The sequence below is a fragment of the Cupriavidus sp. PET2-C1 genome (genome assembly GCF_054515855.1).
In genome coordinates this window covers 305,927-327,912 of record NZ_JBTNRJ010000003.1, presented here as the reverse complement: position 1 = coordinate 327,912, position 21,986 = coordinate 305,927, and the positions used below count along the sequence as shown (strand labels likewise).

Below are 21,986 nucleotides of genomic sequence, written 5' to 3'. Positions count from 1 at the left end.
GGTCCGGGTGTGCTGGCAGCCGCATGGCTGGCCGGAGAGAAATCGAGAAGGGCTGAGCGGGGCGCTATGCATTGCTTTGCTCGGCAACCAAGCGCGAACGCAAGTCTCTACGCAGGATCTTGCCCACCGTTGATTTGGGCAGGGCATCGACAAACGTAATGTGTCGTGGCACTTTGTAGGCGGCAAGATGGGAGCGACAGTGTGCCTCCACTTGTTCCGTGGTGAGCGCCATATTGCATGGCACGATGAAGAGGTGCGGGGCCTCGCCAGAACGGTCGTCAGGCACGCCGATACAGGCGGCCTCGAGGACATCGGGCATCATAGCGACGACTGCCTCGATCTCATTCGGATAAACGTTGAAGCCTGAGACGAGAATCATGTCCTTCTTGCGGTCGACCATTGTCATGAATCCCAATTCGTCCATGACCACGATGTCGCCCGTCCTGAACCAGCCATCATCAAGGAACGCCTTCCGTGTTTCGCCCTCCTGATTCCAATAGCCGCCGAAGAGTTGTGGTCCCTTGATCAGAAGTTCGCCTGCAACACCGAGTGGGACGTCGTGCCCACTTTCATCTACTAGGCGAACGTCAGTCGAAGGAACAGGAATACCGATCGACCCACTTCGCCCAGGAGGATTGAAGGTGGCGCTCGGTGAGGTCTCTGTAAGACCATAGGCTTCGGTAACAGGGGGAGCGCCGGCCGCGAGCCATCGCTTTGCAATAGCGTCCTGGATTGACGCCCCGGCACCAATCACCAAACGGGTAGCGCTGAAGTCTACGGAAATGAGTTCCGGTGTGTTCACCAAGCTGTTGAACAAGGTGTTGACCCCGACAAGCATCTGAAACGGCCGCCGCTTCAATTCAGCAAGCACAGAACCAGCCTCACGCGGATTGGGAACCAAGCGATTCTCACAACCGAGCGATAGCGCCAGTAGTGCAGTTGCAAGCGGGAAGATATGATACAGAGGCAGCGGTGTCACCATCGATGCCTCCGAGCCTGCTAACGGTGGTCCAACCCAAGTCAAAATTTGCGCCAAACTCGCGCAAACTGACTTGTGCGTGAGGACTGCTCCCTTGGAGACACCCGTCGTGCCACCGGTGTATTGCAGAATGGCGATGTCCTGAGCGGTCTGTGCGACCGGGGAAAGACTGCCCCTGCTTCCCTGTAGAAGCGCGTCGGCTAAAGGTTGGCACGTGCGACCACCGGTCGTGCCGGCTTGTTGAGCAGCGCCAGCGTCTTTTGTGAGTGCCCCGAGTTGACCGACAATAGGTTTCAATCCAACAACCGGTGCCGTCAGCACTTGAACAATGCTGGTTTCCTCCAGCACTTGCTGCAGCGACGGCTGCAGTTGGTCGGCGACGATAATGCAGGTGGCGCCAGAATCCTGTAGCTGATGCTTCAATTCACGCGGTGTATACAGTGGGTTGACTGGAACCGCCACCATCCCTGCTCGAAATACCGCTGCAAAGCCTATCAGGAAAGCGGGGCAACTTGGCAGCATCAACGCTACACGATCCCCCTTTCTCAATCCTGACTGCTGCAGGAAAGTCGCAAGCGCCTCAGACAGAATGCCGAACTCTGCGTAACTAAGTGATTCCTCCAGGCAGGTTACCGCAGGACGCGTGGAGAACGAGGCGACCGCGCCTGCAATCATGGACCCCAGTGTCGCTGTCGCGTCCACATCAATTTCAAGCGGTATCCCGGGCGGATAGGAGCTATGCCAGCGTCTGGTTTCCATATTGATGTCTCTCAGTTGTTATACCCTGGTTAGACCCCAGGGTTGTTTCGCTCTGTTGCCATCTGCCCCACGGCTTCCGAATGAAGTCGACTCCGTGTGGTGAGAAGCATCGTGACGAACGCGCAGCTCACTGGTAGGCCTACCGACGGAATTCTCGTGCCGGGGACTGGCCCAAACAGATGGCGCGTGACTCGTTAGTTAACGATCGTTTTGCAAAAGATGCTAGGTTACACACTGAGTGATGTCAACAACTATTCGCGGTTGGTGATTCGACCTGCGCATGCCATCTGGTGCCCACGGCATAGGAGCGGGACGCGAGCTGGGCGCCTTCGCGTCCCGAGGATGGCACTCACTCGGGCCGAGAAGAGACGGCGCTTAGACGGGCTTCGACGGCCGATGTACAGGACGGTATCCGGGGCACCCAGCCCTGGCGAGCGCAGGCCGGTATCTTGGAAATTGGCAGTCTGTTGCGCTGCAGCATCAACCCGGCGCAGAACTTTCCTGAACGATCGTCATGCTATAATTCGTGCCATGTCCTGAGTTCGAAGTGAGGCGAAAATGCGCTACTCAAGCACGCACAAGCAGGAGACGCGGGAGAAACTCCTTAACAGTAGTCAAGCGATTGCAAAAAAGGGAGGATTCGATTCAACGGGAGTCGATGCCCTGATGGGTGCCATCGGGCTCACTGGGGGCGCCTTCTATAGTCATTTTGGCTCTAAGGCGGAACTGTTCGCGGAGGTCATCCAGCGGGAGTTGACCAACAGCGCTGAAATGCTCGCAGGCGAGGATGAGACGGCCGAAAATCATTTCGTGAAACGCATCAGAAGCTATCTCAGCAGTTCTCATGCGCTGCATCCGGAATCAGGGTGCGTCCTGCCGACCTTGGGACCTGAAATCGCGAGGTCTGGGCCAGCAGTTCGCGCCTCAGTAGAGGAAAGCGCGAAGAAGCTGCAGAGCAGTTGGAAGCAGCGTTTGGACGACCCGGATGCGGCTTGGGCGTTGATTGCGCAGTGCGTGGGTGCCATTTTGCTGGCCCGGGTGGTTGAAACTGACCGGACCAGGCAGCAAATTCTCGCTTCCAGCCGTCGCTTTCTCGGGCGGTCTATTGAACGGCTCGAACCCCTCAGCAAGACCTAAGCGGTGCCAATGTAGCACCCGCCTCCTCCGGGCGCAGTTCTGCGCCCTTCTGGGTTCTTCTCGATGCGCGCAGATATGTGCGTGCATGCCGCGGTACCGCGCTTTCATTGCGACGGCTTCGATTGTCGGACCCGGCCGCACCGCACGTGCTGTCGATGCTTCCGGTTCTGGCCCCGGCGCGCGAAGCCATACAGCAAGCGCCGTCGCGGCTTTTCTTCTTTCCTTACCATCCTCGCCACTTCGCGTGCCGCGCACAGCGTGCTCCTGAGCATTCTCGTTGTAGGTGCGCTAGGGTAAGTCGCCCTTGACTCCTGCGTGGGGGTGAAGTACTCTTTCTTTACTAAACGATCGTTCGTTAATAAAGGAGACAGTGATGGATGTCAGAGAGCAGAGGGTCGCGCTCGTGATCGGAGCGGGGGACTCCACGGGTGGTGCAATCGCCAAGCGTTTCGCCGCGGAAGGCATGGTCGCTTGTGTGACGCGTCGTACAGCGGACAAGCTCCAACCGCTAGTTGACTCCATTCACGATGCCGGCGGGATCGCCTACGCGTTTGGCACGGACGCGCGCAAGGAGGAGGAGGTGGTCGCCCTCATCGATAAGATTGAGTCCGAGATCGGCCCAATTGACGTTCTCGTATTTAACATTGGCGCCAATGTGCCTTCTTCCATCCTTGAGGAGACAGCGCGAAAGTACTTCAAGATCTGGGAAATGGCCTGCTTTGCAGGATTTCTGAACGCAAGGGAAGTTGCCAAGCGCATGGTACAGCGTCAACGTGGCACGATTCTCTTTACCGGCGCTACTGCGGGTCTGCGAGGCAAGGAAAACTATGCCGCGTTTGCGGGTGCCAAGCACGCGCTTCGCGCGCTTGCGCAAAGCATGGCCCGCGAACTCGGCTCGAAGAACATCCATGTGGCCCATATTGTGGTGGACGGCGCGATCGACACTGACTTTATCCGCACCAATTTTCCGGATCGTTATGCATTGAAAGACCAGGATGGCATTCTGAATCCGGAGCATATCGCACAGAACTACTGGTACCTTCATTCGCAACCACGCGACGCCTGGACATTTGAACTCGACCTGCGTCCCTGGACTGAGACCTGGTAATCAAAACGTCTAACCAATGGGATAGAGACCGCTTCCGCACGATCGCAATGCGTGGCCAACCGAAGGAATTTCCCATTCTCTCTGTTGGTGGCCCAGCTTCGCGATGCGTCAGAGAGAGACACGGTCATAGCGGGGGTCTCCCCGGTATTCACATCATCAAGAGGGCAGCATGAGGGAAGCAGTCATTGTCTCGACGGCACGGACCGGGATCGGTCGCGCCTATAAGGGTTCGCTGAACAACACAAAGTCGCCGACCCTCATGGGGCACGTCATATCGCATGCGGTTCAGCGTGCCGGAATCGCCGCGGAAGAGATTGAGGATGTAGTGATCGGGACCTCGATGCCGGGAGGCACGGCTGGCATGAACATTGGCCGTCTTAGCGCGTTAGCCGGCGGACTTCCGGTCAACGTCGCGGGTCAGTCCATCGACCGGCAATGCGCCTCTGGCTTGATGGCGATGGCCACCGCAGCAAAGCAGATCATTGTGGACGAGATGGACGTGGTGGTCGCAGGGGGGCAAGAGAGCATCTCGTTGGTTCAGGACCGTTTTGTCGAATGGATGACGAGTGCGGCCGACACGGGATTGATTGAGCGGGTTCCACATGCCTATATGCCGATGCTGCAGACCGCTGAACTCGTCGCGGGGCGGTATGGCATTTCCCGAGAGGCGCAGGATGTTTACGCGGCGGAATCACAGCGCCGTACGGCGCTTGCCCAGGAAAAGGGCCGCTTTGCGGCCGAAATTGTACCCTTCCAAACCGCCATGGCTATCCAGGATAGGGAGACAGGGGAGATCAGTTTCCGTGACGTGCTACTGGACCGCGACGAAGGGAACCGTCCCGACACAACGGTGGAGGGGTTGGCAAAGCTCAGGACAGTCATTGACCGTGGCGTCGTCACCGGAGGAAACGCAAGTCAGCTTTCGGATGGTGCCTCGGCCTCGGTCCTGATGGATCGCCGCTTGGCCGAGCGGCGCGGATTGCAGCCTCTTGGTATCTACCGCGGCATCGCGGTGGCGGGCTGTGCGCCCGAGGAAATGGGTATTGGTCCGGTTTTTGCGGTCCCGAAACTCCTGGATCGGCATGGGTTGAAAGTTAGCGATATCGGTCTGTGGGAACTGAATGAAGCGTTCGCGTGCCAGGTTCTTTACTGTCGCGATCGCCTTGGAATCGATCCGGACCGATTGAATGTGAACGGTGGCGGGATTTCCATCGGGCACCCGTATGGCATGACGGGTGCAAGGCTTGTGGGTCACGCCCTGATCGAGGGCAAACGCCGTGGAGAGAAATACGTTGTCGTCACGATGTGTGTCGGTGGTGGAATGGGGGCAGCGGGGCTGTTCGAGGTAGCGTAAATCGCCATTGGAACACGGTTTTCGGTCACATCAGATCTATCGGCGATTGCGACGCAACCATACAGAGGATCCACCGGGGGATAGCAATGAAAGACACGACGTTTGGAAATGATGACGTTTCGCAGAAGGCAGCACAGATATTCTCCCTCTTTGTATTAAACGCTGAACTCGAACTGGCAGGTGTCATCACGGTAGCGGCGGAATCGGCAGACGATGCGCGAGGAAAATTCGAAGCTGCCCGATCTGCTCACCAGCACTTGTTGTCGGTGAGTCCCGCACCTGGGCAGGCTGTATGACCGCCCTAGCAGAGCGTGGGCCGATTTCGACAGAGATCGTGGAGCATCCGTCGTCAGATCCACAACAGGTAAGCGGGCTTTGCTAAACGTTCTACCCAAATTTCACTACGTCATATATTAGGAGACACCATGAGCGGCTTACGAGTTCAGTTCCACTTTGATTTCGGCAGCCCGAATTCCTACCTTAGCCACAAAGTCATTCCGATTATTGAGGCACGGCAGGACGTCCTGTTCGAATATATTCCGGTGCTTCTTGGGGGGCTGTTCAGGCTAACGGGGAATCGTTCTCCCGCGGAGGCTTTTGCGGGTATCAAGAACAAGCCGGAGTTTGGGCGTCTAGAGATCCAGCGCTTCATCACCAAGCACGGACTGACCGCCTATCGGGACAATCCATTTTGGCCCGTCAATACATTGCAGATCATGCGCGGGGCTGTGGCTGCCCAGAAGAACGGCACCTTTATGCCCTACGTAAATTCCGTGTTCGCAAACATGTGGGAACAAGGTTTGAAGATGGATGATCCCGCCGTCATCTCGGCAGCCCTGGATGTCGCCGGTTTGGACGGAAAAGGCTTCGAGGCCCGCATTGCGGATCCCGAGGTCAAGCAGATCTTGCTGGCGAATACCCAGAACTCATTCGAACGCGGTGCGTTTGGCTCTCCGACCTTCTTTGTCGGCGACGAGATGTTCTTTGGGAAGGATCAGTTGCGGGATTTGGAGGAGGAAATTGAGAATGCGAAAGCACGACTAAGGTAAGCGAACCGTTGCCCACGGCGCCTCAAGATGCTGGGGAAGCGTGCACGCACGGTGAGCGACAACCATGGCTCTCAAGAGGGCAGCCAAATCTAGATTGGAAGGCTGGCCCCGCCGGGTACCACTCCAGGAACGAACATCATAAGGAGACGAGATGCAAATCGGTATCCCGCGGGAGACGCGGGCCGGCGAGACCCGTGTTGCCGCCACGCCCGAGACGGTCAAGAAGTACGTCGCGCAAGGTCACGAAGTCATTGTCCAAGCGGGCGCCGGAGTCAGGGCAAGCCAGCCGGACCCAGCCTATGAGGCCGCGGGCGCCCGCATCGGCACCGCCGCGCAGGCACTCGGCGTCGAACTGGTGCTGAAGGTGCGCGCGCCGGACGAGGCCGAACTCGGCCAGATGAAGCCCGGTGCCACCCTGGTCGGCATGCTCAATCCCTTCGACGCCGAAAACAACGCGCGTATGGCTGCGGCCGGCATCGTCGCCTTCGCGCTAGAGGCGGCACCCCGCACCACGCGCGCGCAGAGCATGGACGTACTTTCGTCGCAGGCCAACATCGCCGGCTACAAGGCAGTGCTCGAAGCCGCCGACCACTACCAGCGCTTTATGCCGATGCTGATGACCGCGGCCGGCACCGTCAAGGCCGCGCGCGTGCTGATTCTCGGCGCCGGCGTTGCTGGCCTGCAGGCGATTGCCACGGCCAAGCGCCTGGGCGCGGTGATCGAGGCCTCCGACGTGCGCCCAGCGGTCAAGGAACAGATCGAGTCGCTCGGCGCCAAGTTCCTCGACGTGCCCTTCCAGACCGAGGAGGAGCGCGAGATCGCGCAGGGCGCGGGAGGCTATGCCCGCCCCATGCCGGCCGACTGGATGCGCCGCCAGGCGGAGCTGGTGCACCAGCGTGCCAGCCAAGCCGACATCGTGATCACCACCGCGCTGATTCCGGGCCGCCCGGCGCCGGTGTTGCTCAAGGAAGAGACCGTGATGGCGATGAAACCCGGCTCAGTGGTAGTCGACCTGGCCGCCGCGCAGGGCGGCAATTGCCCGCTGACGGTGGCCGACCAGGTGGTCGAGCGGCATGGCGTGGTGCTGGTTGGCCATACCAACCTAGCCAGCATGGTGGCGGCCGATGCCTCGGCGCTATACGCGCGCAACGTGCTCGACTTCCTTAAGCTCATCATCGACAAGGAAGGCAAGCTCTCCATCGACCTGGAAGACAACATTGTCGAGGCCTGCCTGATGACCCGGCGCGACAAGATGGCATTGGCCAGTTAAGGAGACATTAATGGAAATGGTGAACCACACGGTAATCAACCTGATCATCTTCGTGCTCGCGATCTATGTGGGCTACCACGTTGTCTGGACGGTCACGCCCGCTCTGCATACGCCTCTGATGGCCGTGACCAATGCAATCTCGGCCATCATCATCGTCGGCGCGATGCTGGCCGCAGGCCTTACCGAAGGCCCCACCGGCCGCATCATGGGCACGCTGGCCGTGGCGCTGGCCGCGGTCAATGTGTTCGGCGGATTCATGGTGACCCAGCGGATGCTGGAGATGTTCCGGAAGAAGGCACCCAAGGCTGCGCCGCAGGCTAGTACCACGTCCGTGGCCGATGACCTTGTGGCGGAGGTGGCGCGATGAACTTTCTGTCCATGAACTCGGTAACGCTGTTTTATCTGTCCGCCTCGGTCTGTTTCATCCAGGCGCTCAAGGGCTTGTCGCACCCGGCCTCGGCCCGCAAGGGCAATGCCTTTGGTATGGCCGGTATGGCGATCGCCGCAGTGACCACCGTGGCGCTGATCGTCAAGCTCAAGCAGGAATTCCCTCCCGCCGGCGCTGGCCAGTCATCGGTCGGCACGGGCTTGGCGCTGATTCTCGGCGCGCTGGTGGTAGGCGGCGGCATCGGCGCCTACGTGGCGAAGAAGGTCGAGATGACCAAGATGCCTGAGCTGGTCGCGGCGATGCACTCGCTGATCGGCCTGGCGGCGGTGTTCATCGCGGTGGCGGCAGTCGCCGAGCCAGCGGCTTTCGGCATCAGCACGGCGGGCTCGCATGCGATCCCAATGGGCAACCGCGTCGAGCTGTTCATCGGCTGCTTCGTCGGTGCCATCACGTTCTCGGGCTCGGTAATCGCGTTCGGCAAGCTCGCCGGGCGCTACAAGTTCCGCCTGTTCCAAGGCGCGCCGGTGGTCTTCGCCGGCCAGCACATGCTGAACCTGGCGCTGGCCGTGGCGATGTTTGGCTTTGGCGTGGCGTTCTTCCTCACGCAGAACTGGCAGCCGTTCCTGCTGATGCTGGCGATCGCCTTCGTGCTCGGTGTCCTGATCATCATCCCGATCGGCGGCGCGGACATGCCGGTGGTGGTGTCGATGCTGAACTCATACTCGGGCTGGGCGGCGGCCGGCATCGGCTTCTCTCTGAACAACCCGATGCTGATTATCGCCGGATCGCTGGTGGGATCGAGCGGTGCGATTCTGTCGTACATCATGTGCAAGGCCATGAACCGCTCGTTCTTCAACGTGATCCTGGGCGGCTTCGGCGGTGCGGCGAGTGCCGCGGCCAGCGGCAGCGCCGAGCAGCGCAACGTCAAGTCGGGTTCGGCGGATGACGCGTCTTTCCTGATGAGCAATGCCGAGACGGTGGTCATCGTGCCGGGCTATGGCCTGGCGGTGGCGCGCGCCCAGCATGCGCTCAAGGAACTTACCGAGAAGCTGACGGAGCACGGCGTGACGGTAAAGTATGCGATCCATCCGGTGGCAGGCCGCATGCCGGGCCACATGAACGTGCTGCTGGCCGAAGCCGAGGTGCCTTATGACCAGGTCTTCGAGATGGAAGACATCAACAGCGAGTTCGGCCAGGCTGACGTGGTGCTGGTGCTGGGCGCCAACGACGTGGTCAACCCGGCGGCCAAGACCGACCCGAACTCCCCGATCGCCGGCATGCCGATCCTGGAGGCGTACAAGGCCAAGACCATCATCGTGAACAAACGCTCGATGGCGGCCGGCTACGCGGGCCTCGATAACGAGCTGTTCTACATGGACAAGACCATGATGGTATTCGGCGACGCCAAGAAGGTGGTCGAGGACATGGTCAAGGCCGCGGGATAGCCGCATGTGCTGACGGTCGACGAACCGGCCTCAGCCTGGCCAGGTGGCCGCGTCCTTCGATTGCGCCATGCCGTCAAGACGTAGCGGCAGGATTCGATGTGGTGCCACTCGAACATCGGCGCAGCCGCCATCCAGAAAGGACTGGCTACGGTGAGCAGCACCCTCGACCGCCTGATCACTAGTGGCAAAGCGGGTGAGGCCGAACTCGCATGGACGCTTCGGTATCCATCGTGCAATACCCATTGTCGCCTATAACGGGCTGGCGACCTTCTCAAGTCGATGCAAATCGGCGCGATGTTTAGGAGACCGCAATGAAGCACATAGAAGTTGTGGCGGACCGAGGCGTCATGTTCACTGGCCTTAACAGATCAGACCGGAAGAATGCCATCACTTTCGATGGGCACGGAGCCCTTGCTGAGTCAATCAGAGGCGCGGGCAGGCCCGGCGAAGTTCGCGCTGTGGTGATACACGACAGCGAAGAAGCACTCACGAGCGGAAATGAGGATGCCTCAGAGGCACCATCGAGATTGGGAATTTTCCCGGAGTTCGGGTCAAGTCAATTGCCGCCGAACAACCTCGGGACGCCTAGGGCGACTGAGTTGCTTCTGCTTGGCGAGCCCTGCACCCCGCAAGACGAGGCTGAATGCGGCCTGATCAACATTCTCGCGGGAACAGCGTTAGAGCACACGATGGACCCTTGCGCGATTCGGGCAATGCGTTACCTCATTCGCAGAAGTGAAGATGAGGGAAAGCTCGATCCTATCGACCTCAAACTGCCAGAGTCTGCCATCTGTCTCAGGTCTGCCGAACCCAAGAATGCTCTCGCGGCCTTTTTCGAGCGTCGTGCGCGTGACTTCTCCCTGTTCTCGTGAGAGGCGACATGGCGCATCCATCGCACTACGCGCAGACCATGCCCGAGAAGATAGCGGCGGTCTTCATACCTGGCGGGCGCGAAATCACGTATTCCCAACTGGAAGATGGCGCCAATCGGGTTGCCAATCTTCTGCGCAGTGCCGGGATCAAGACCGGAGACGCTGTGCTCTTCTGCGTCGAGAATTGCCCCGAGTTCCTATATCTGGGATGGGGGTGTCAGCGCGCTGGCGTCGTTTTTACACCGGTGTCAACTAAGTTAAGCGCCGACGACCTGCGCTATATCGCGCGCGATTGTGGCGCGCGCTGTGTTCGTTTCAGTGGCCGCCGTCAACAGCGCGGGTCTTTTAGCGTCCGATTTTGGTTCCGCAGCATGTTTCGCCCTTGGGGGCGCTATTCCTGGTTTTGAGCGATTCGAGGACGCGCTTCGTGCGTGCTCAGTGACATCAATCCATGATCCCGCTCGTGGCAGGGAGATGATGTACTCGTCCGGGACGACCGGGCGGCCAAAAGGTGTGCGCAAGCCGATTCCCCCTATAGGGTTCCGTGACATGGACCCGCGCGATGCTGCGTTTGCCAGCAAGCCGGGCGTCGATATGTCCATGGTCCATCTGTGTACATCACCTCTGTATCATGCCGCGCCGCACCGAAACGTCTCGGCGACCCTGGCGTTCGGTGGTACCGCTGTAGTCATGGAGCACTTTGATGCAGTTCAGGCTCTCCATGCCATGGAAAAATTCCGTGTTACCCATAGCTTATGGGTTCCGACGATGTTCCATCGATTGCTGCGCCTTGACCCAGGCATGCGCATGCAGTTTGACCTTTCCAGTCATCGCGTAGCGATGCACGGCGCCGCACCTTGCCCCATCCATATCAAAGAGGCAATGATCGAATGGTGGGGGCCGATCCTGGAGGAGTATTATGCGGGAACAGAAGGGATCGGCGCCTGTGCGATCAGTTCGCTTGAATGGCTCGCTCACAAGGGGTCAGTGGGTCGTGCCGTCGAGGGAATCGTTCATATCCTTGCCGACGATGAGAGCGAAGTGGCTTCTGGCTCGACAGGAACTGTGTACTTTGAGTCGGACGCCGGGTTTGCCTACTGGAACGATATCGATAAAACGGCTGCGAGCCGAAGTAAACAAGGGTGGTGGACCTACGGTGACATAGGCCATCTCGACGAAGAGGGATACTTATACCTCTCGGACCGCCGCGATTTCACGATCATATCCGGCGGCGTGAACATCTATCCACAAGAGATAGAGAACATTCTTGTAACAGATGATCGCGTGCTCGACGTGGCTGTCTTCGGCCTGCCCGATGACGAGTACGGCGAAGTGGTACACGCGGTGGTCCAGGTCGAGCGGCAACCGGGAACCCCTCACGTGCTAGCTGAGGAGTTGAGAGCCCTTTGCCGCAGCAAGCTCGGTCCAATACGAGTTCCGCGATCTTTCTCGTTTGTACTCGATTTTCCGCGCCTGCCCACGGGAAAGCTCCAGAAGAAGCTGCTGCGTGACACATTTATTCGCTCGATGAAATCTTCGTCAGTGGGCATTTGAGCCGCATATCACCAAGACCGGCAACAGCTACGCAAGGAAGCTGCTCGTCGAGGCAGTCTTGAGCTACCGGCACGCGTCAGCCTCGAGATCCAGCGTCGGCACGAAGGCATCCCGAAGGCCATCATCGATCGCGCCTGGGACGCGCAGCTGCGGCTACGTCGCCGCTATCGCAAGCTGGCGGCGCGCGGCAAGAGCACGAACATCGCGGTAGTCGCGTTGGCGCGCGTTGGCCGGGCTCATCTGGAACATCAGCCGGTTGGCCCATGTCGTTGGCCGTGCCGCGAGAGGCGCTCGGTGTAACACAGCGCTTCGACAACTCAGGCACTGTGGGTGCAACTGCAACGGCGAGAGATAGTGCTAGCGAAAGAATTCGAACGGCACGTCGTCGGACGCTTCGAGCCGCGCCTGCTCGCGAAGCGATGCCTCGGCGAGCCCATGGAAGAGCGCGGAGTAGGTATCGGACCAGGCAAGCTCGAGCAGGGCACGCCGAGGCATCGCTGCGCGAGTGGGTGCAATCCACCGCGACTCGCGGAAGTCTGTGGTGATGCAAGCGTGTGTCAAGGCCGAGCTCAGCGCCACCGGATGGGGCGTCACGGCAAGGCTGCCGGCGCGACGTACACGCGGCGACTCTTTCTCGATGCCACGCCGGATGCCCGTCAGCCGGTCGGTCGAAAACGCATTAATTCGGTCGTGAATCGCTGGGATGGGACTTTGCCATGGGAAGCCTGGATGCCGGGTCAGAGCCGCGCCGCCGGAGACGGCCGGATCAATTCACAGAGGCTTGCCTTGCAGCGCGTGACAGACCCATTCGAGGCGGTCTTGGCCGAAGAACATATGCTCGCCAACGAAAGTGGTTGGGGCGCCGAACACACCACGCTTGACGGCCTCTTCCGTCGTCGAGCGCAGCTGCGATTTCACCTCGGCATCGTTGGTGAGTGCCAGGATCGCCTCGACGTCGAACCCCGCGTCGACCAGCGTTTTGGCGACAAACTGGGGCTGGTTGAGGTCCAGCGCATCGACCCACAACGCATGAAAGACGCTGCGCAGGAAATCCTGTAACCGGTCGGGCATTCTCATCTGTACGCCGGTGGCGGCTCGCATTAGCGCGAGCGTGATGATGGGAAAGTGCGGGTTGCACTGATAGGGAACGCCGTAGAGCCTTGCGTGCCGGGCGTAATCGATGTTGGTGTATGCGCCCTTGGCCGGAATTGTCGCGGGCGAGGCATTGCCAATGGCCTGGAATACCCCGCCGAGCAATATGGGCTTGTAGACAAGCGTGCCACCGGTTTCTTCGCAGATCGTCGGCAATTGCGTCCATGCGAGGTACGATGCCGGACTGCCGACGTCGAAATAGAACTCCGCGGTCTTGGACATGAGTTTTCTCCTGAGTCTGATGGATTTCCGATGTGTACGTCGAGTTTCCTCAGGCGGCAACGCTTTCCTCGGGCATTTGTTCGGACCCGAGAATCCGGGCGAGGCGCTGCCCGATCAGGTGGTTGGCATCCGCCATGATGCGATCGATGAGCTCGCGTACGCTCGGAATGTCGTCGATGAGGCCGGCGACCATCCCGCAACTCCAGGCCCCTGCATCCATCTCACCGTCGAGCATCACTTTCGGATAGACGCCTGCGACCTGCTCAAGGATGTCGGAGATCTGGATCTGCTCACCCTTGTCGCGCTCGATATCCAGGATCTTCTCGACGCCAGCGTTCTTCAGCACACGCTCCGTGTTGCGCAGTGGGCGCATCACGAGTCGCGTGTCAAGCTCGGTGGCCGCGACGATGGCGCGCTTCACGTTCTCGTGAACAGGCGCTTCCTTGGTTGCCACGAATCGCGTGCCCATGTTGATCCCGTCGGCGCCGAGGGCGAGGGCAGCCACCAGGCTACGGGCGTCCGCCATGCCGCCGGAAGCCACAAACGGGATCTTGAGCTCATCGGCGGCTCGGGGCAGCAGGATCATGTTTGGGATATCATCCTCGCCGGGATGGCCACCGCACTCGAAGCCGTCCACGCTCACCGCATCACACCCGATCCTCTCGGCCTTCAGAGCATGCCGGACTGACGTACACTTGTGGATCACTCTAATTCCGGCCGCCTTCATCGCCGGCATGTACTCCTCAGGGCTGCGCCCTGCTGTTTCGACGATGCGCACGCCTCCCTCCACGATCGCCTGGATGTACTCGGGATAGGGCGGGGCGGAAAAAGTCGGCAGGAATGTGAGGTTGACGCCGAAAGGCTGGTCCGTCATCTCGCGACATCTGGCGATCTCCTTCGCCAGCAGTTCTGGCGTGCGCTGCGTCAGCGCGGTGATGACGCCCAGCCCGCCGGCGTTCGAGACTGCGGCCGCCAGTTCGGCCAGGCCAACGAAGTGCATGCCGCCTTGCACGATGGGGTGTCGAATGCCGAACAGCTCGGTGATCCGTGTCTTCATGGGATTGAGTCGTATTGGTTGTGGAGTGGGTCCGTCTCAGAAGCGTTCCATGTAGGGCCTGAGATCGAGTTCGTGGGTCCAGGCATCACGCGGCTGCGTGTGCAGGTACCAGTAGTTGTCCGCGATGTGCTCGGGATTGAGGATGCCATCCTGATCCTTGAGAGCATAGCGCTCGGGGAAATTGGTGCGGATGAATTCGGTGTCGATAGCTCCGTCGACGACAACATGAGCCACGTGGATGTTCTTCGGACCCAGTTCGCGGGCCATGCTTTGAGCCAGCGCGCGCAGCGCATGCTTGGCACCTGCAAAGGCGGCGAAGTTGGCCGAGCCGCGAATGCCAGCCGTCGCGCCGGTGAACAGGATTGTGCCGCGGCCGCGTGCCACCATTCTGCGAGCCACTTCCCGGCCGTTCAAGAAGCCTGAGAAACAAGCCATCTCCCAGATCTTGAAGTACTTGCGCCCGGTCTCTTCCAGGATGCTGCATGGCACATTGGCGCCGATGTTGAACACGAGCACCTCGATGGGACCGATCTCCGACTCGATCTTCTCGATGAGTGCGACAACTTCTTCTTCCTTGCGGGCATCGGAACCAAAGCCGTAGGCCTTGCCTTCCTGGTCGCCGATCTCTTCGAGCAGCGGCGTAAGCTTCTCGGCATCGCGGCGCGTGGCGCAGACAACGAACCCTTCACGAGCAAACCGGCGTGCGATGGCTCCGCCGGTCGAATCACCTGCGCCGATGACCAGCGCGACTTTCAGGGTAGTGGGTTCCATGAATTCGCTTTCCTTTGATAAACGAACGTTATGTAAACGTACGTGCTTGCGCACCCGGTGTCAAGACTTCTCTCATGTAAGAACCTCTAGGTGCATTCGTAAAGCCCAGACCGCGCTCAGGCGGCGTCAATTAGACCCGCGTATCGGCTTGCGACCATCCAGCGGTCCACTTCGCCCACGGGGGAATACAGCCCATGGCCTCCCATGTCCATGGCCGACGGTTGCGGCAGCACCAGGCCGGCATGGAGGTGTTGCATCTCCTTGGCATGTGCCGTTTTGCGGACGATGCTATCCCTTGCCGTGCGACGACGGGCTGCTAGCGCCCGCGAGCCGCGCGATCTGAAAGACATTGTCTGGCGAGACCTGGACATAATCATTCAGTCCGCCGGACCGCATGATCGGATATGCCTCGGCTGTCTGATACACGCCGTCTTTCAGGAGTGTCTTGTCGATGTACACGGCCACCACTTCGCCCAAGACGAGCCAGCCACCTACCTTTTCGCCTTCGGTGTTTCGGAATTGCACGATGTCGATCACCTTGCATTCCATAGCCGCGCGGCTTTCGCCCACCCGCGGGACGTTGACCTTGCGACCCGCCACGGCCGTGAGGCCGGCGAACTGGAACTCGTCATCGCCGCGCGGAAGCGGTGATGAGGTCTGGTTCATCTGATCACCGAGTTCGCGGGTGACCAGGTTCCAGGTGAACTCACGCGTTTCCGATGCGTTTTGAACGCTATCCTTCCAGGCGATCGAAGAAAATCCGATGATCGGTGGGTCGTAGTTGAACGCGTTGAAGAAACTGTAGGGCGCGAGATTGACCCGCCCCTGCGCGTCGCGTGACGAGATCCAGCCGATGGGTCGCGGTGCCACCAGCGCATTGAGCGGGTTGTGGCTCAGCCCGTGGCCCTCGGCGGGCTCGTAGTAGTGAAAGTCTCGAACGGTCATAGTATGGGCCTCCGGGGCAGCAGCGTTAATGCGCCACCAGATTAAGGGTCTTTGCGATGTTGACAAACTTCTCGTTTTCTACGCGCAAGAATGCCGCTGCCTGCTGCGGCGTCATTGAGTCCAGCTTGCGAAAGCCCTGCGCAGTAGCGAGCGCGAGGAATTCCGGGCTGTCGTTCCACTGCTGGAAGGCCCTGCTCAGGCGCGCGACAACGGCATCGGTTGTGCGCGCGGGCGCGAACAAGCCCGTCCAGATCCCAAATTCGAAGTTCTTGAATCGAGCGTGCTCGCTCAGCGTCGCGACATCCGGCATGAGCGGATGTCGCTTGGCGCTCGCGAAGGCGATGGCCTTGATCCGCCCGGCCTGAACCATTCCTAGGATTGGCCCCGCAAGAGGAACAAACGCGAGGTCCACCTCGCCTCCTGCGACGGCCGTGGCCATGGGAGCGATACCTTTGTACGGCACCTCCAGCAACTTGACGCCGACCCGCTCCTGGAATTCAGCGGCCGCGAGATGAGCGAGCGTGCCCTGGCCCCAGTGGGCAATGGAGAGCTCCTTCGCGCCACGCTTTTGCATGTGTTCGAGGAGCACGGTGAGGTTGTTGAAAGGGCGATCGGGATGACTGACGAGGACCATGTCCGAGATCCCGAACGAACCGATGAGCTTGAAGCTGTCGAACGTGTACTTGGCCGAAGCGACCGTGAGCGGCGCCACCAGTAAATCCGGACCCGCCGTCGCGAGCAGCGTGTATCCGTCGGGCGACGCCTTCAACACATTCATCGCCGCGATGGAGCCGTTCGCACCGGGCATGTTGTCGATTACGAGAGTCTGCCCAAGGGCGCGCTCCAGCACGGGTGCGGATGGACGTACTGAAGCGTCCACCCCGAACCCGGGCGGGTAAGCGACCTTGATCAGGATGGATTTGTTCGGATAGGACTGCGCCGTCGCGGCGGCGGCGCAGCAAAGCGCGACTACAACAGCGGCATCAAAGAGTCTGCGAGTCAGTGTTTTCATGTTTGTCTCCGTGCGCCGGTCAAAGCGGCAAAGTGTTGTGAAGGAAGGAGTCATGTCATAGACCCTGCGCCTTCGATCATGAAGGGCGGTGACCGCTCTTCAGGCATCAGCTCAGCGAGGCGTAAACGTTCTTTTCAAAACCGTAGAACACCTCCGCGGTTCTGGGGTCCACGCACGGCAGTGACTGCATCATGGCCAGGCCTGCGATGTTCAGGGTGGGGTCGATCCAGAAGTACGTATTGGCCAGCCCCGCCCAGGCCAAGCTGCCGCCGCTGCGGCCGGTGGGCGCTGCGCTCTCGTTGATCATGAAGCCCAAGCCCCAGCTTTTGGGCACGCCCGGGAAGAACTCCATGTCGCGCGAGAGAAAAGGAATCTGCGTCGGCAGCTTGCTCACGCGAAGCGCGCCCATGGCATTGCGCGACATCAGGGCCACCGTCTCCGGCTTGAGGATCTGGTTGCCGTTTCCCCGCCCCGTATTGAGGATCATGCGCATGAACTTCAGGTAATCGTTGGCAGTGGAGTACAGGCCTGCGCCGCCCGACTCGAACTCGGGATCCTGCACTGTTCCCAGATCGATCACGGATAACTTTCCGTCGTCTCCGCGCAAATGCATGCCGGCCAGTCGGGTGCGCATGGCCGTGGTGATCTTAAACGCCGTGCTGTCCATGCCCAGCGGTCCTGTGATGTTGCGCTGGAAGTAGTCACCCAGGCGCAGGCCGCTGGCGGCTTCGATCAGCTGGCCCACCCAATCGATGCCAATGCCATAATTCCAGCGCGTGCCGGGGTCGAAGCACAGAGGCACCCGCAGCGCCGCTTTCTGCCCCGTTAGGATGCCGGGGACGTTCTGCGTGCGGTAGTAGCGCTCCAGGTCCGCGTTCCATATCTCGTAGGTGAAGCCGGACGTATGGGTGAGCAGATGCCGCAGGGTGAGCTGGCTCTCGGCATCTCGCAGTTCGGGCGCGCCATTCGTGTCCCAGCCCTCCAGAACCTTGAGAACGCCCAGCTCGGGAATCACCGAGGCCGCTGGACCGTCCAGGCTCAACTTGCCCTGCTCGACCAGCTGCATGGCCGCGGCGCTGGTAATCGGCTTTGTCATGGAGGCGATGAGCATCACCGTGTCCATGTCCATCGCTGCGGAGGCGCCGAGCGCGCGCACTCCCTGCGCCGCGGTGTAGAGGGTCTCATCGCGACTGATCACCGCGGCGGCTACGCCGGCTGTGTCGCCGGATGCGACGGCACGGGTCAGCACGGAATCGGCGTTGGCTTTCAGTGCGGCGGTGTCATCCGATGACGTGCGGCAACCGGCGACCGGCAACGCTGCCAGCGCGACGGAGGACTTGAGAAATGTGCTGCGACCGTGTGCCAAGGTTTGTCTCCGTACACCGGTCAAAGCCGGCAAATTGTTGTGAAAGAATGAGTGATACTTTGAAGGCTTAGCCAGCTACGGCGGCCCCGAGCCATGCGTGCAAATTCGTGAGGGTGTGGGCAAAGCGCTGACAGGGGTACGCGCGGGCCGGGTTTCGAGCCGCGAAATGCATGCCCAGCGTTGTAGGAGGTCTGGGGAGCCATCGCATCAAGTGTCTACGAACGCTTCTCCGTCAGTAAAGAGGGAGCGGAAGCGCAGCTGGAAATCTGCGGTTGACACCATCCAGGGCCGCGGTTCCATCTCGTCGTCCAGGCATCGCGGACTGCTGATGCGTCCGGGTCTCAGAACGCTAATTCCAGTAAGCATTTGCCATCGAGCTGGGTTGAACGATTCCATCCCGGTCCTTCAGCGCATAACGCTCGGGGAAGCTGTCGCGGATGAACGCCGTGTCGTTCGCAGCGTCGATCACGGGACGCGCGACGTGGATTCCCTTGGGGCCCAGTCCGCAGGCCATGCTTAGTGCGAGCGCGCGCAGCGCATGCTTGGCGCCGGCGAATGCAGCAAGACCTTCGTGTCCACGCAAGCTGGCCGGCGCGCCCGTAAAGATGATGGTGCCGCGACCCCGCGGCAGCATGACCTTCGCCGTTTCGCGACCCATCAGGAAGCCGCCGAGGCAGGCCATCTCCCAGACCTTGGCGTGGGCGCGGGTGGCGGACTCGGTGATGCCGAAGCGAACATTGGCGCCGATGGTGAAGACCGCCACTTCGATCGGCGCGATGTCCTTCTCGATCTGCTGCACCAGCGAGATCATGTCGTCCTCCTTGCGCGCGTTGGAGCCGAAGCCGTGCGCCTCGCCACCTTCGGCCCTGATCTCGTCACCAGGGGCTGGAGCTTGTCAACAGTTAGGCGGGTAACGCATGCGATGTAGCCCTCTTTGGCAAAGCGCTTGGCGATGGCGCCGCCAGTAGCGTCGCCGGCTCCAATCGCCAGAATGGCTTTCTTGTCTGCCATGTGAATTGCTCCATGGATGAGTAAGAGAGGGGCCGCACCTGAGATGCGTTTAATAAACGGACGTTTAGTAAAAGAAGCGTATGTTATCGTCAACCCCCTGTCAACAAGGGTTTCCTCCATCAAGACATGCGCGACCGATTTGGCCTTTCGTGCAGAAAAGTCTTTCAGCGAGCACTGCCTGACCCCGATCCCCGGGGTCGCGGAAAGCATCGACCGGAAAGCGCAGCGACTCACACTCAAGAATGGATTCACGCGTCTGATCGGCGCGTCACTGTGGCTGAGTTGAGGACCTGACGTCGCCGGCCGCAGTTGTGGGGCCATCTGTCTATTACGCCATGAATAGCGCGATGTTCAGCCACTGCGTCAGCGCACATGGCGCGTGGCCTGTGAGTTGCTCGACCGTGGGGTTGACTCCGCCCGACTCTCTCAACGAGCAATCTGGCAGGTGCCAAACGCGTGGGCAATGTTTGCGACACTACATACGTCGCACAGGGGCACCGGCCCACCGATAACGAGCTGGCGGGCCACGACGCCATGTCATGGCACTTCCAAGCAAGTGGTGGCACCCCAATGCAATCACCAGGGGCGACGTTCCGAGAAACTGAGGCCTCAGCAGCCCTAACTTCACGGAGACATAACATGCCTATCATTGTTTGCGAATGCAAGGTCGGAATCGAAGCTGGCGTCAAGGCCAAGATCGCCAGCGAGTTCACGAGCGCGATCAGGGAGATCATCCTTTCGCCGCTCGACTTGATTAGCGTCGTATTCCATGAAGCCACGCCCGACAACCTCTACCGTTCGGGAGAGCCCACTTCCGAAACGCTGATCTTCTGCCACATACGTGATGGGCGCAGCGACGGCGCCATACTATCGCTGGCCAAAAAAGTGAGCTCGATCTGGAGCGCGTGCACCGGGGCATCGGAAGACGAAGTCGAGGTTCTCGTCACACTGTATCCCGCCAAATACGTCGTGCGCGGCGGTGAACGCCTGCCCGAAGCCCCTCGCGTGTGAGGGTGATGCAGCCTGCTCGGACTGAGGGGACCGCCCTTTTCTATGCAAGGGCGGGCGTCGGCCGTGAGGTTTCTGTTCAGAATGTGGCTACTGCGCCGCATACCAAACCTCAAACCGATAATAAAAGGAGACAAGTCAATGAAACCAATCCGCCCTGACCTGGCACCTGCACATTCAAGCACGCACCGGATAGACGTTCACAAACTGGTCGACGAGGCCAAGTTCAACAGTTTTCACTGGTCCGTGCTGATCTGGTGTTTCGTGATCCTAGTGCTCGACGGCTACGACCTGGCGGTCGCCGGCACAGCGCTTCCGTCGATCATGAAGGCGATGAATGTCGAGGCCTCAACCGCGGGCTTCATGGCCAGTTCGGCGCTGTTCGGCATGATGTTCGGGGCGATCGCGCTCGGCGCGCTGGCCGACAAGATCGGCCGCCGCTGGGCGATCTCGATCTGCGTGCTTCTGTTCAGCGCCTTCACCGCGGCCGCCGGGTTCACCAACGACCCTATCACCTTCAGCGCGATGCGCTTCCTCGCCGGGCTCGGCATCGGCGGCGCGATCCCGAATGCGGCCGCGCAGATGACCGAGTACTCACCGAAGAAGGTGCGCAGCGTGATGGTCACGCTGATGTGCTGCGGCTACGCGGTCGGCAGCATCCTCGCCGCGCTGCTCGGCAAGCAGTTCATCGAGACCTATGGCTGGCAATCTGTGTTCATCGCCGCGGGTGCCGCAGTGGTGCTGATCCCGTTCATCCTCAAGTACATGCCTGAGTCGCTGCCATTCCTGATCAAGCAGCACGACCACACGCATCTGCGCGAAGTGATCCGGAAGATCCGACCGGACATGCGGCTCGAGCCGCACGAGGAGTTCCTCGTTCCGGCCGAGGAAAAGGCCGAAGGTCCGACCGTAGGCAGGCTGTTCCTGGACGGCCGAGCCTTCAGCTCAGTGATGTTCTGGGTCGCCTATATGACCTGCCTGTTCATGCTCTATGCCCTCAGTTCGTGGCTGGTCAAGCTGATGGGCATGGCCGGCTACAGCCTCGGTTCCGCGCTGAACTTCCTGCTCGCCTACAACGCCGGTGCAGTCGTCGGCGCCGTCGGTGGCGGATGGCTCGCCGACAAGCTGAACATCAAGTGGGTGACGACTGCATTCTTCGGGGTCGCTGCGGTCTCGCTGACGCAGCTCGGCTACGGCGCGCAGCCGCTGTTCCTGATAGTTGCTGTCGTCGGCGCGTCGACGCTGGGCACGCAAATCCTGCTGTACGCGTATGCCGGGCAGTTCTACCCGACGGCGATCCGTTCGACGGGACTTGGCTTTGCCTCGGGGGTCGGGCGCATCGGCGCGATCGCGGCGCCAATCGTGATCGGGCTGCTGGTCTCGATGAAGCTTCCGCTGGTGCAGAACTTCCTTGCCATTGCAATGGCCGCGGTGATCGGCGGTGTCGCGGTTGCTCTGATCAAGCACAAGTCCTCGGCCTCTTCGCATAGCCACGACTCGAGCGCGGTCGGGCAGCGGCCTTAATGC

At 60.4% G+C, this 21,986-nt stretch carries 21 protein-coding genes and 3 pseudogenes; 14 read left to right on the top strand and 10 right to left on the bottom strand.

What is annotated here, in order from left to right; all coding sequences use genetic code 11:
* Nucleotides 1-64: 64 nt before the first annotated feature.
* Nucleotides 65-1,738 (bottom strand): AMP-binding protein, encoded by a 1,674-nt coding sequence (locus ACX12D_RS35255; RefSeq protein ID WP_459377254.1) that lies wholly within the window; start codon nucleotides 1,736-1,738, stop codon nucleotides 65-67.
* 558 nt (nucleotides 1,739-2,296) lie between these two features.
* Here ACX12D_RS35255 and ACX12D_RS35250 point away from each other — a divergent pair.
* The 12 genes and pseudogenes from ACX12D_RS35250 to ACX12D_RS35195 all read left to right on the top strand — a co-directional run.
* Nucleotides 2,297-2,875: a TetR/AcrR family transcriptional regulator gene (locus tag ACX12D_RS35250; RefSeq protein WP_459377253.1), complete on the top strand. Its 579-nt coding sequence runs from the start codon at nucleotides 2,297-2,299 to the stop codon at nucleotides 2,873-2,875.
* 373 nt (nucleotides 2,876-3,248) lie between these two features.
* Nucleotides 3,249-3,983, top strand: a complete 735-nt coding sequence (locus ACX12D_RS35245; RefSeq protein ID WP_267602028.1) for an SDR family oxidoreductase — start codon at nucleotides 3,249-3,251, stop codon at nucleotides 3,981-3,983.
* 169 nt (nucleotides 3,984-4,152) lie between these two features.
* Nucleotides 4,153-5,337, top strand: a complete 1,185-nt coding sequence (locus ACX12D_RS35240) for an acetyl-CoA C-acyltransferase (RefSeq protein ID WP_459377252.1) — start codon at nucleotides 4,153-4,155, stop codon at nucleotides 5,335-5,337.
* An 86-nt stretch (nucleotides 5,338-5,423) separates the two neighbouring features.
* On the top strand, nucleotides 5,424-5,633 hold the full coding sequence (locus ACX12D_RS35235) for a hypothetical protein (protein WP_441641179.1): 210 nt from the start codon (nucleotides 5,424-5,426) through the stop codon (nucleotides 5,631-5,633).
* 129 nt (nucleotides 5,634-5,762) lie between these two features.
* Nucleotides 5,763-6,386: a DsbA family protein gene (locus tag ACX12D_RS35230; protein ID WP_459377251.1), complete on the top strand. Its 624-nt coding sequence runs from the start codon at nucleotides 5,763-5,765 to the stop codon at nucleotides 6,384-6,386.
* A 151-nt stretch (nucleotides 6,387-6,537) separates the two neighbouring features.
* Nucleotides 6,538-7,656, top strand: a complete 1,119-nt coding sequence (locus ACX12D_RS35225; RefSeq protein ID WP_459377250.1) for a Re/Si-specific NAD(P)(+) transhydrogenase subunit alpha — start codon at nucleotides 6,538-6,540, stop codon at nucleotides 7,654-7,656.
* A gap of 10 nt (nucleotides 7,657-7,666) precedes the next feature.
* Entirely contained in the window at nucleotides 7,667-8,023 is a 357-nt protein-coding gene (locus tag ACX12D_RS35220) for an NAD(P) transhydrogenase subunit alpha part 2 (protein WP_441641182.1), read from the top strand.
* Complete coding sequence (locus ACX12D_RS35215; protein WP_459377249.1) at nucleotides 8,020-9,489, top strand: NAD(P)(+) transhydrogenase (Re/Si-specific) subunit beta; 1,470 nt, start codon at nucleotides 8,020-8,022, stop codon at nucleotides 9,487-9,489. The genes ACX12D_RS35220 and ACX12D_RS35215 overlap by 4 nt, the downstream gene beginning before the upstream one ends.
* A gap of 311 nt (nucleotides 9,490-9,800) precedes the next feature.
* The gene (locus tag ACX12D_RS35210; protein WP_441641184.1) at nucleotides 9,801-10,361 is read left to right on the top strand and encodes a Clp protease/crotonase-like domain-containing protein; all 561 of its coding nucleotides are present in this window, start codon (nucleotides 9,801-9,803) and stop codon (nucleotides 10,359-10,361) included.
* 8 nt (nucleotides 10,362-10,369) lie between these two features.
* The gene (locus ACX12D_RS35205; protein ID WP_459377248.1) at nucleotides 10,370-10,768 is read left to right on the top strand and encodes an AMP-binding protein; all 399 of its coding nucleotides are present in this window, start codon (nucleotides 10,370-10,372) and stop codon (nucleotides 10,766-10,768) included.
* Between the two features lie 67 nt (nucleotides 10,769-10,835).
* Complete coding sequence (locus ACX12D_RS35200) at nucleotides 10,836-11,915, top strand: AMP-binding protein (RefSeq protein WP_459377247.1); 1,080 nt, start codon at nucleotides 10,836-10,838, stop codon at nucleotides 11,913-11,915.
* Nucleotides 11,916-11,922: 7 nt separating this feature from the next.
* Nucleotides 11,923-12,270: pseudogene (locus ACX12D_RS35195) on the top strand (hypothetical protein); the annotation flags it as partial.
* A 2-nt stretch (nucleotides 12,271-12,272) separates the two neighbouring features.
* On the opposite strand, the gene ACX12D_RS35190 reads toward ACX12D_RS35195, so the two are convergent.
* From ACX12D_RS35190 to ACX12D_RS35150, 9 genes and pseudogenes are all read right to left on the bottom strand, one after another.
* Nucleotides 12,273-12,410 (bottom strand): hypothetical protein, encoded by a 138-nt coding sequence (locus ACX12D_RS35190; RefSeq protein ID WP_459377246.1) that lies wholly within the window; start codon nucleotides 12,408-12,410, stop codon nucleotides 12,273-12,275.
* A gap of 36 nt (nucleotides 12,411-12,446) precedes the next feature.
* Nucleotides 12,447-12,575 (bottom strand): annotated as a pseudogene (locus ACX12D_RS35185) (hypothetical protein); the annotation flags it as partial.
* A 111-nt stretch (nucleotides 12,576-12,686) separates the two neighbouring features.
* Nucleotides 12,687-13,289 carry a 2-hydroxychromene-2-carboxylate isomerase gene (locus ACX12D_RS35180; protein WP_459377245.1) on the bottom strand — a complete coding sequence of 201 codons (603 nt, stop codon included), beginning with the start codon at nucleotides 13,287-13,289 and terminating at the stop codon, nucleotides 12,687-12,689.
* A 49-nt stretch (nucleotides 13,290-13,338) separates the two neighbouring features.
* On the bottom strand, nucleotides 13,339-14,346 hold the full coding sequence (locus ACX12D_RS35175) for an NAD(P)H-dependent flavin oxidoreductase (protein ID WP_459377244.1): 1,008 nt from the start codon (nucleotides 14,344-14,346) through the stop codon (nucleotides 13,339-13,341).
* A gap of 36 nt (nucleotides 14,347-14,382) precedes the next feature.
* Nucleotides 14,383-15,117 carry an SDR family oxidoreductase gene (locus ACX12D_RS35170; RefSeq protein WP_459377243.1) on the bottom strand — a complete coding sequence of 245 codons (735 nt, stop codon included), beginning with the start codon at nucleotides 15,115-15,117 and terminating at the stop codon, nucleotides 14,383-14,385.
* A 288-nt stretch (nucleotides 15,118-15,405) separates the two neighbouring features.
* Entirely contained in the window at nucleotides 15,406-16,062 is a 657-nt protein-coding gene (locus tag ACX12D_RS35165; protein WP_441641189.1) for a flavin reductase family protein, read from the bottom strand.
* A 25-nt stretch (nucleotides 16,063-16,087) separates the two neighbouring features.
* Nucleotides 16,088-17,074 (bottom strand): tripartite tricarboxylate transporter substrate binding protein, encoded by a 987-nt coding sequence (locus ACX12D_RS35160; protein ID WP_459377242.1) that lies wholly within the window; start codon nucleotides 17,072-17,074, stop codon nucleotides 16,088-16,090.
* Nucleotides 17,075-17,180: 106 nt separating this feature from the next.
* Nucleotides 17,181-18,389, bottom strand: a complete 1,209-nt coding sequence (locus tag ACX12D_RS35155) for a serine hydrolase domain-containing protein (protein ID WP_459377411.1) — start codon at nucleotides 18,387-18,389, stop codon at nucleotides 17,181-17,183.
* Nucleotides 18,390-18,795: 406 nt separating this feature from the next.
* A pseudogene (locus ACX12D_RS35150) lies at nucleotides 18,796-19,451 on the bottom strand (SDR family NAD(P)-dependent oxidoreductase); the annotation flags it as partial.
* Between the two features lie 639 nt (nucleotides 19,452-20,090).
* On the opposite strand from ACX12D_RS35150, the gene ACX12D_RS35145 reads away from it, so the two are divergent.
* The gene (locus ACX12D_RS35145) at nucleotides 20,091-20,462 is read left to right on the top strand and encodes a tautomerase family protein (RefSeq protein ID WP_459377241.1); all 372 of its coding nucleotides are present in this window, start codon (nucleotides 20,091-20,093) and stop codon (nucleotides 20,460-20,462) included.
* A gap of 138 nt (nucleotides 20,463-20,600) precedes the next feature.
* Nucleotides 20,601-21,983, top strand: coding sequence for an MFS transporter (locus ACX12D_RS35140; protein WP_459377240.1), 1,383 nt, complete (start codon nucleotides 20,601-20,603; stop codon nucleotides 21,981-21,983).
* The last annotated feature ends 3 nt before the right edge of the window (nucleotides 21,984-21,986 follow it).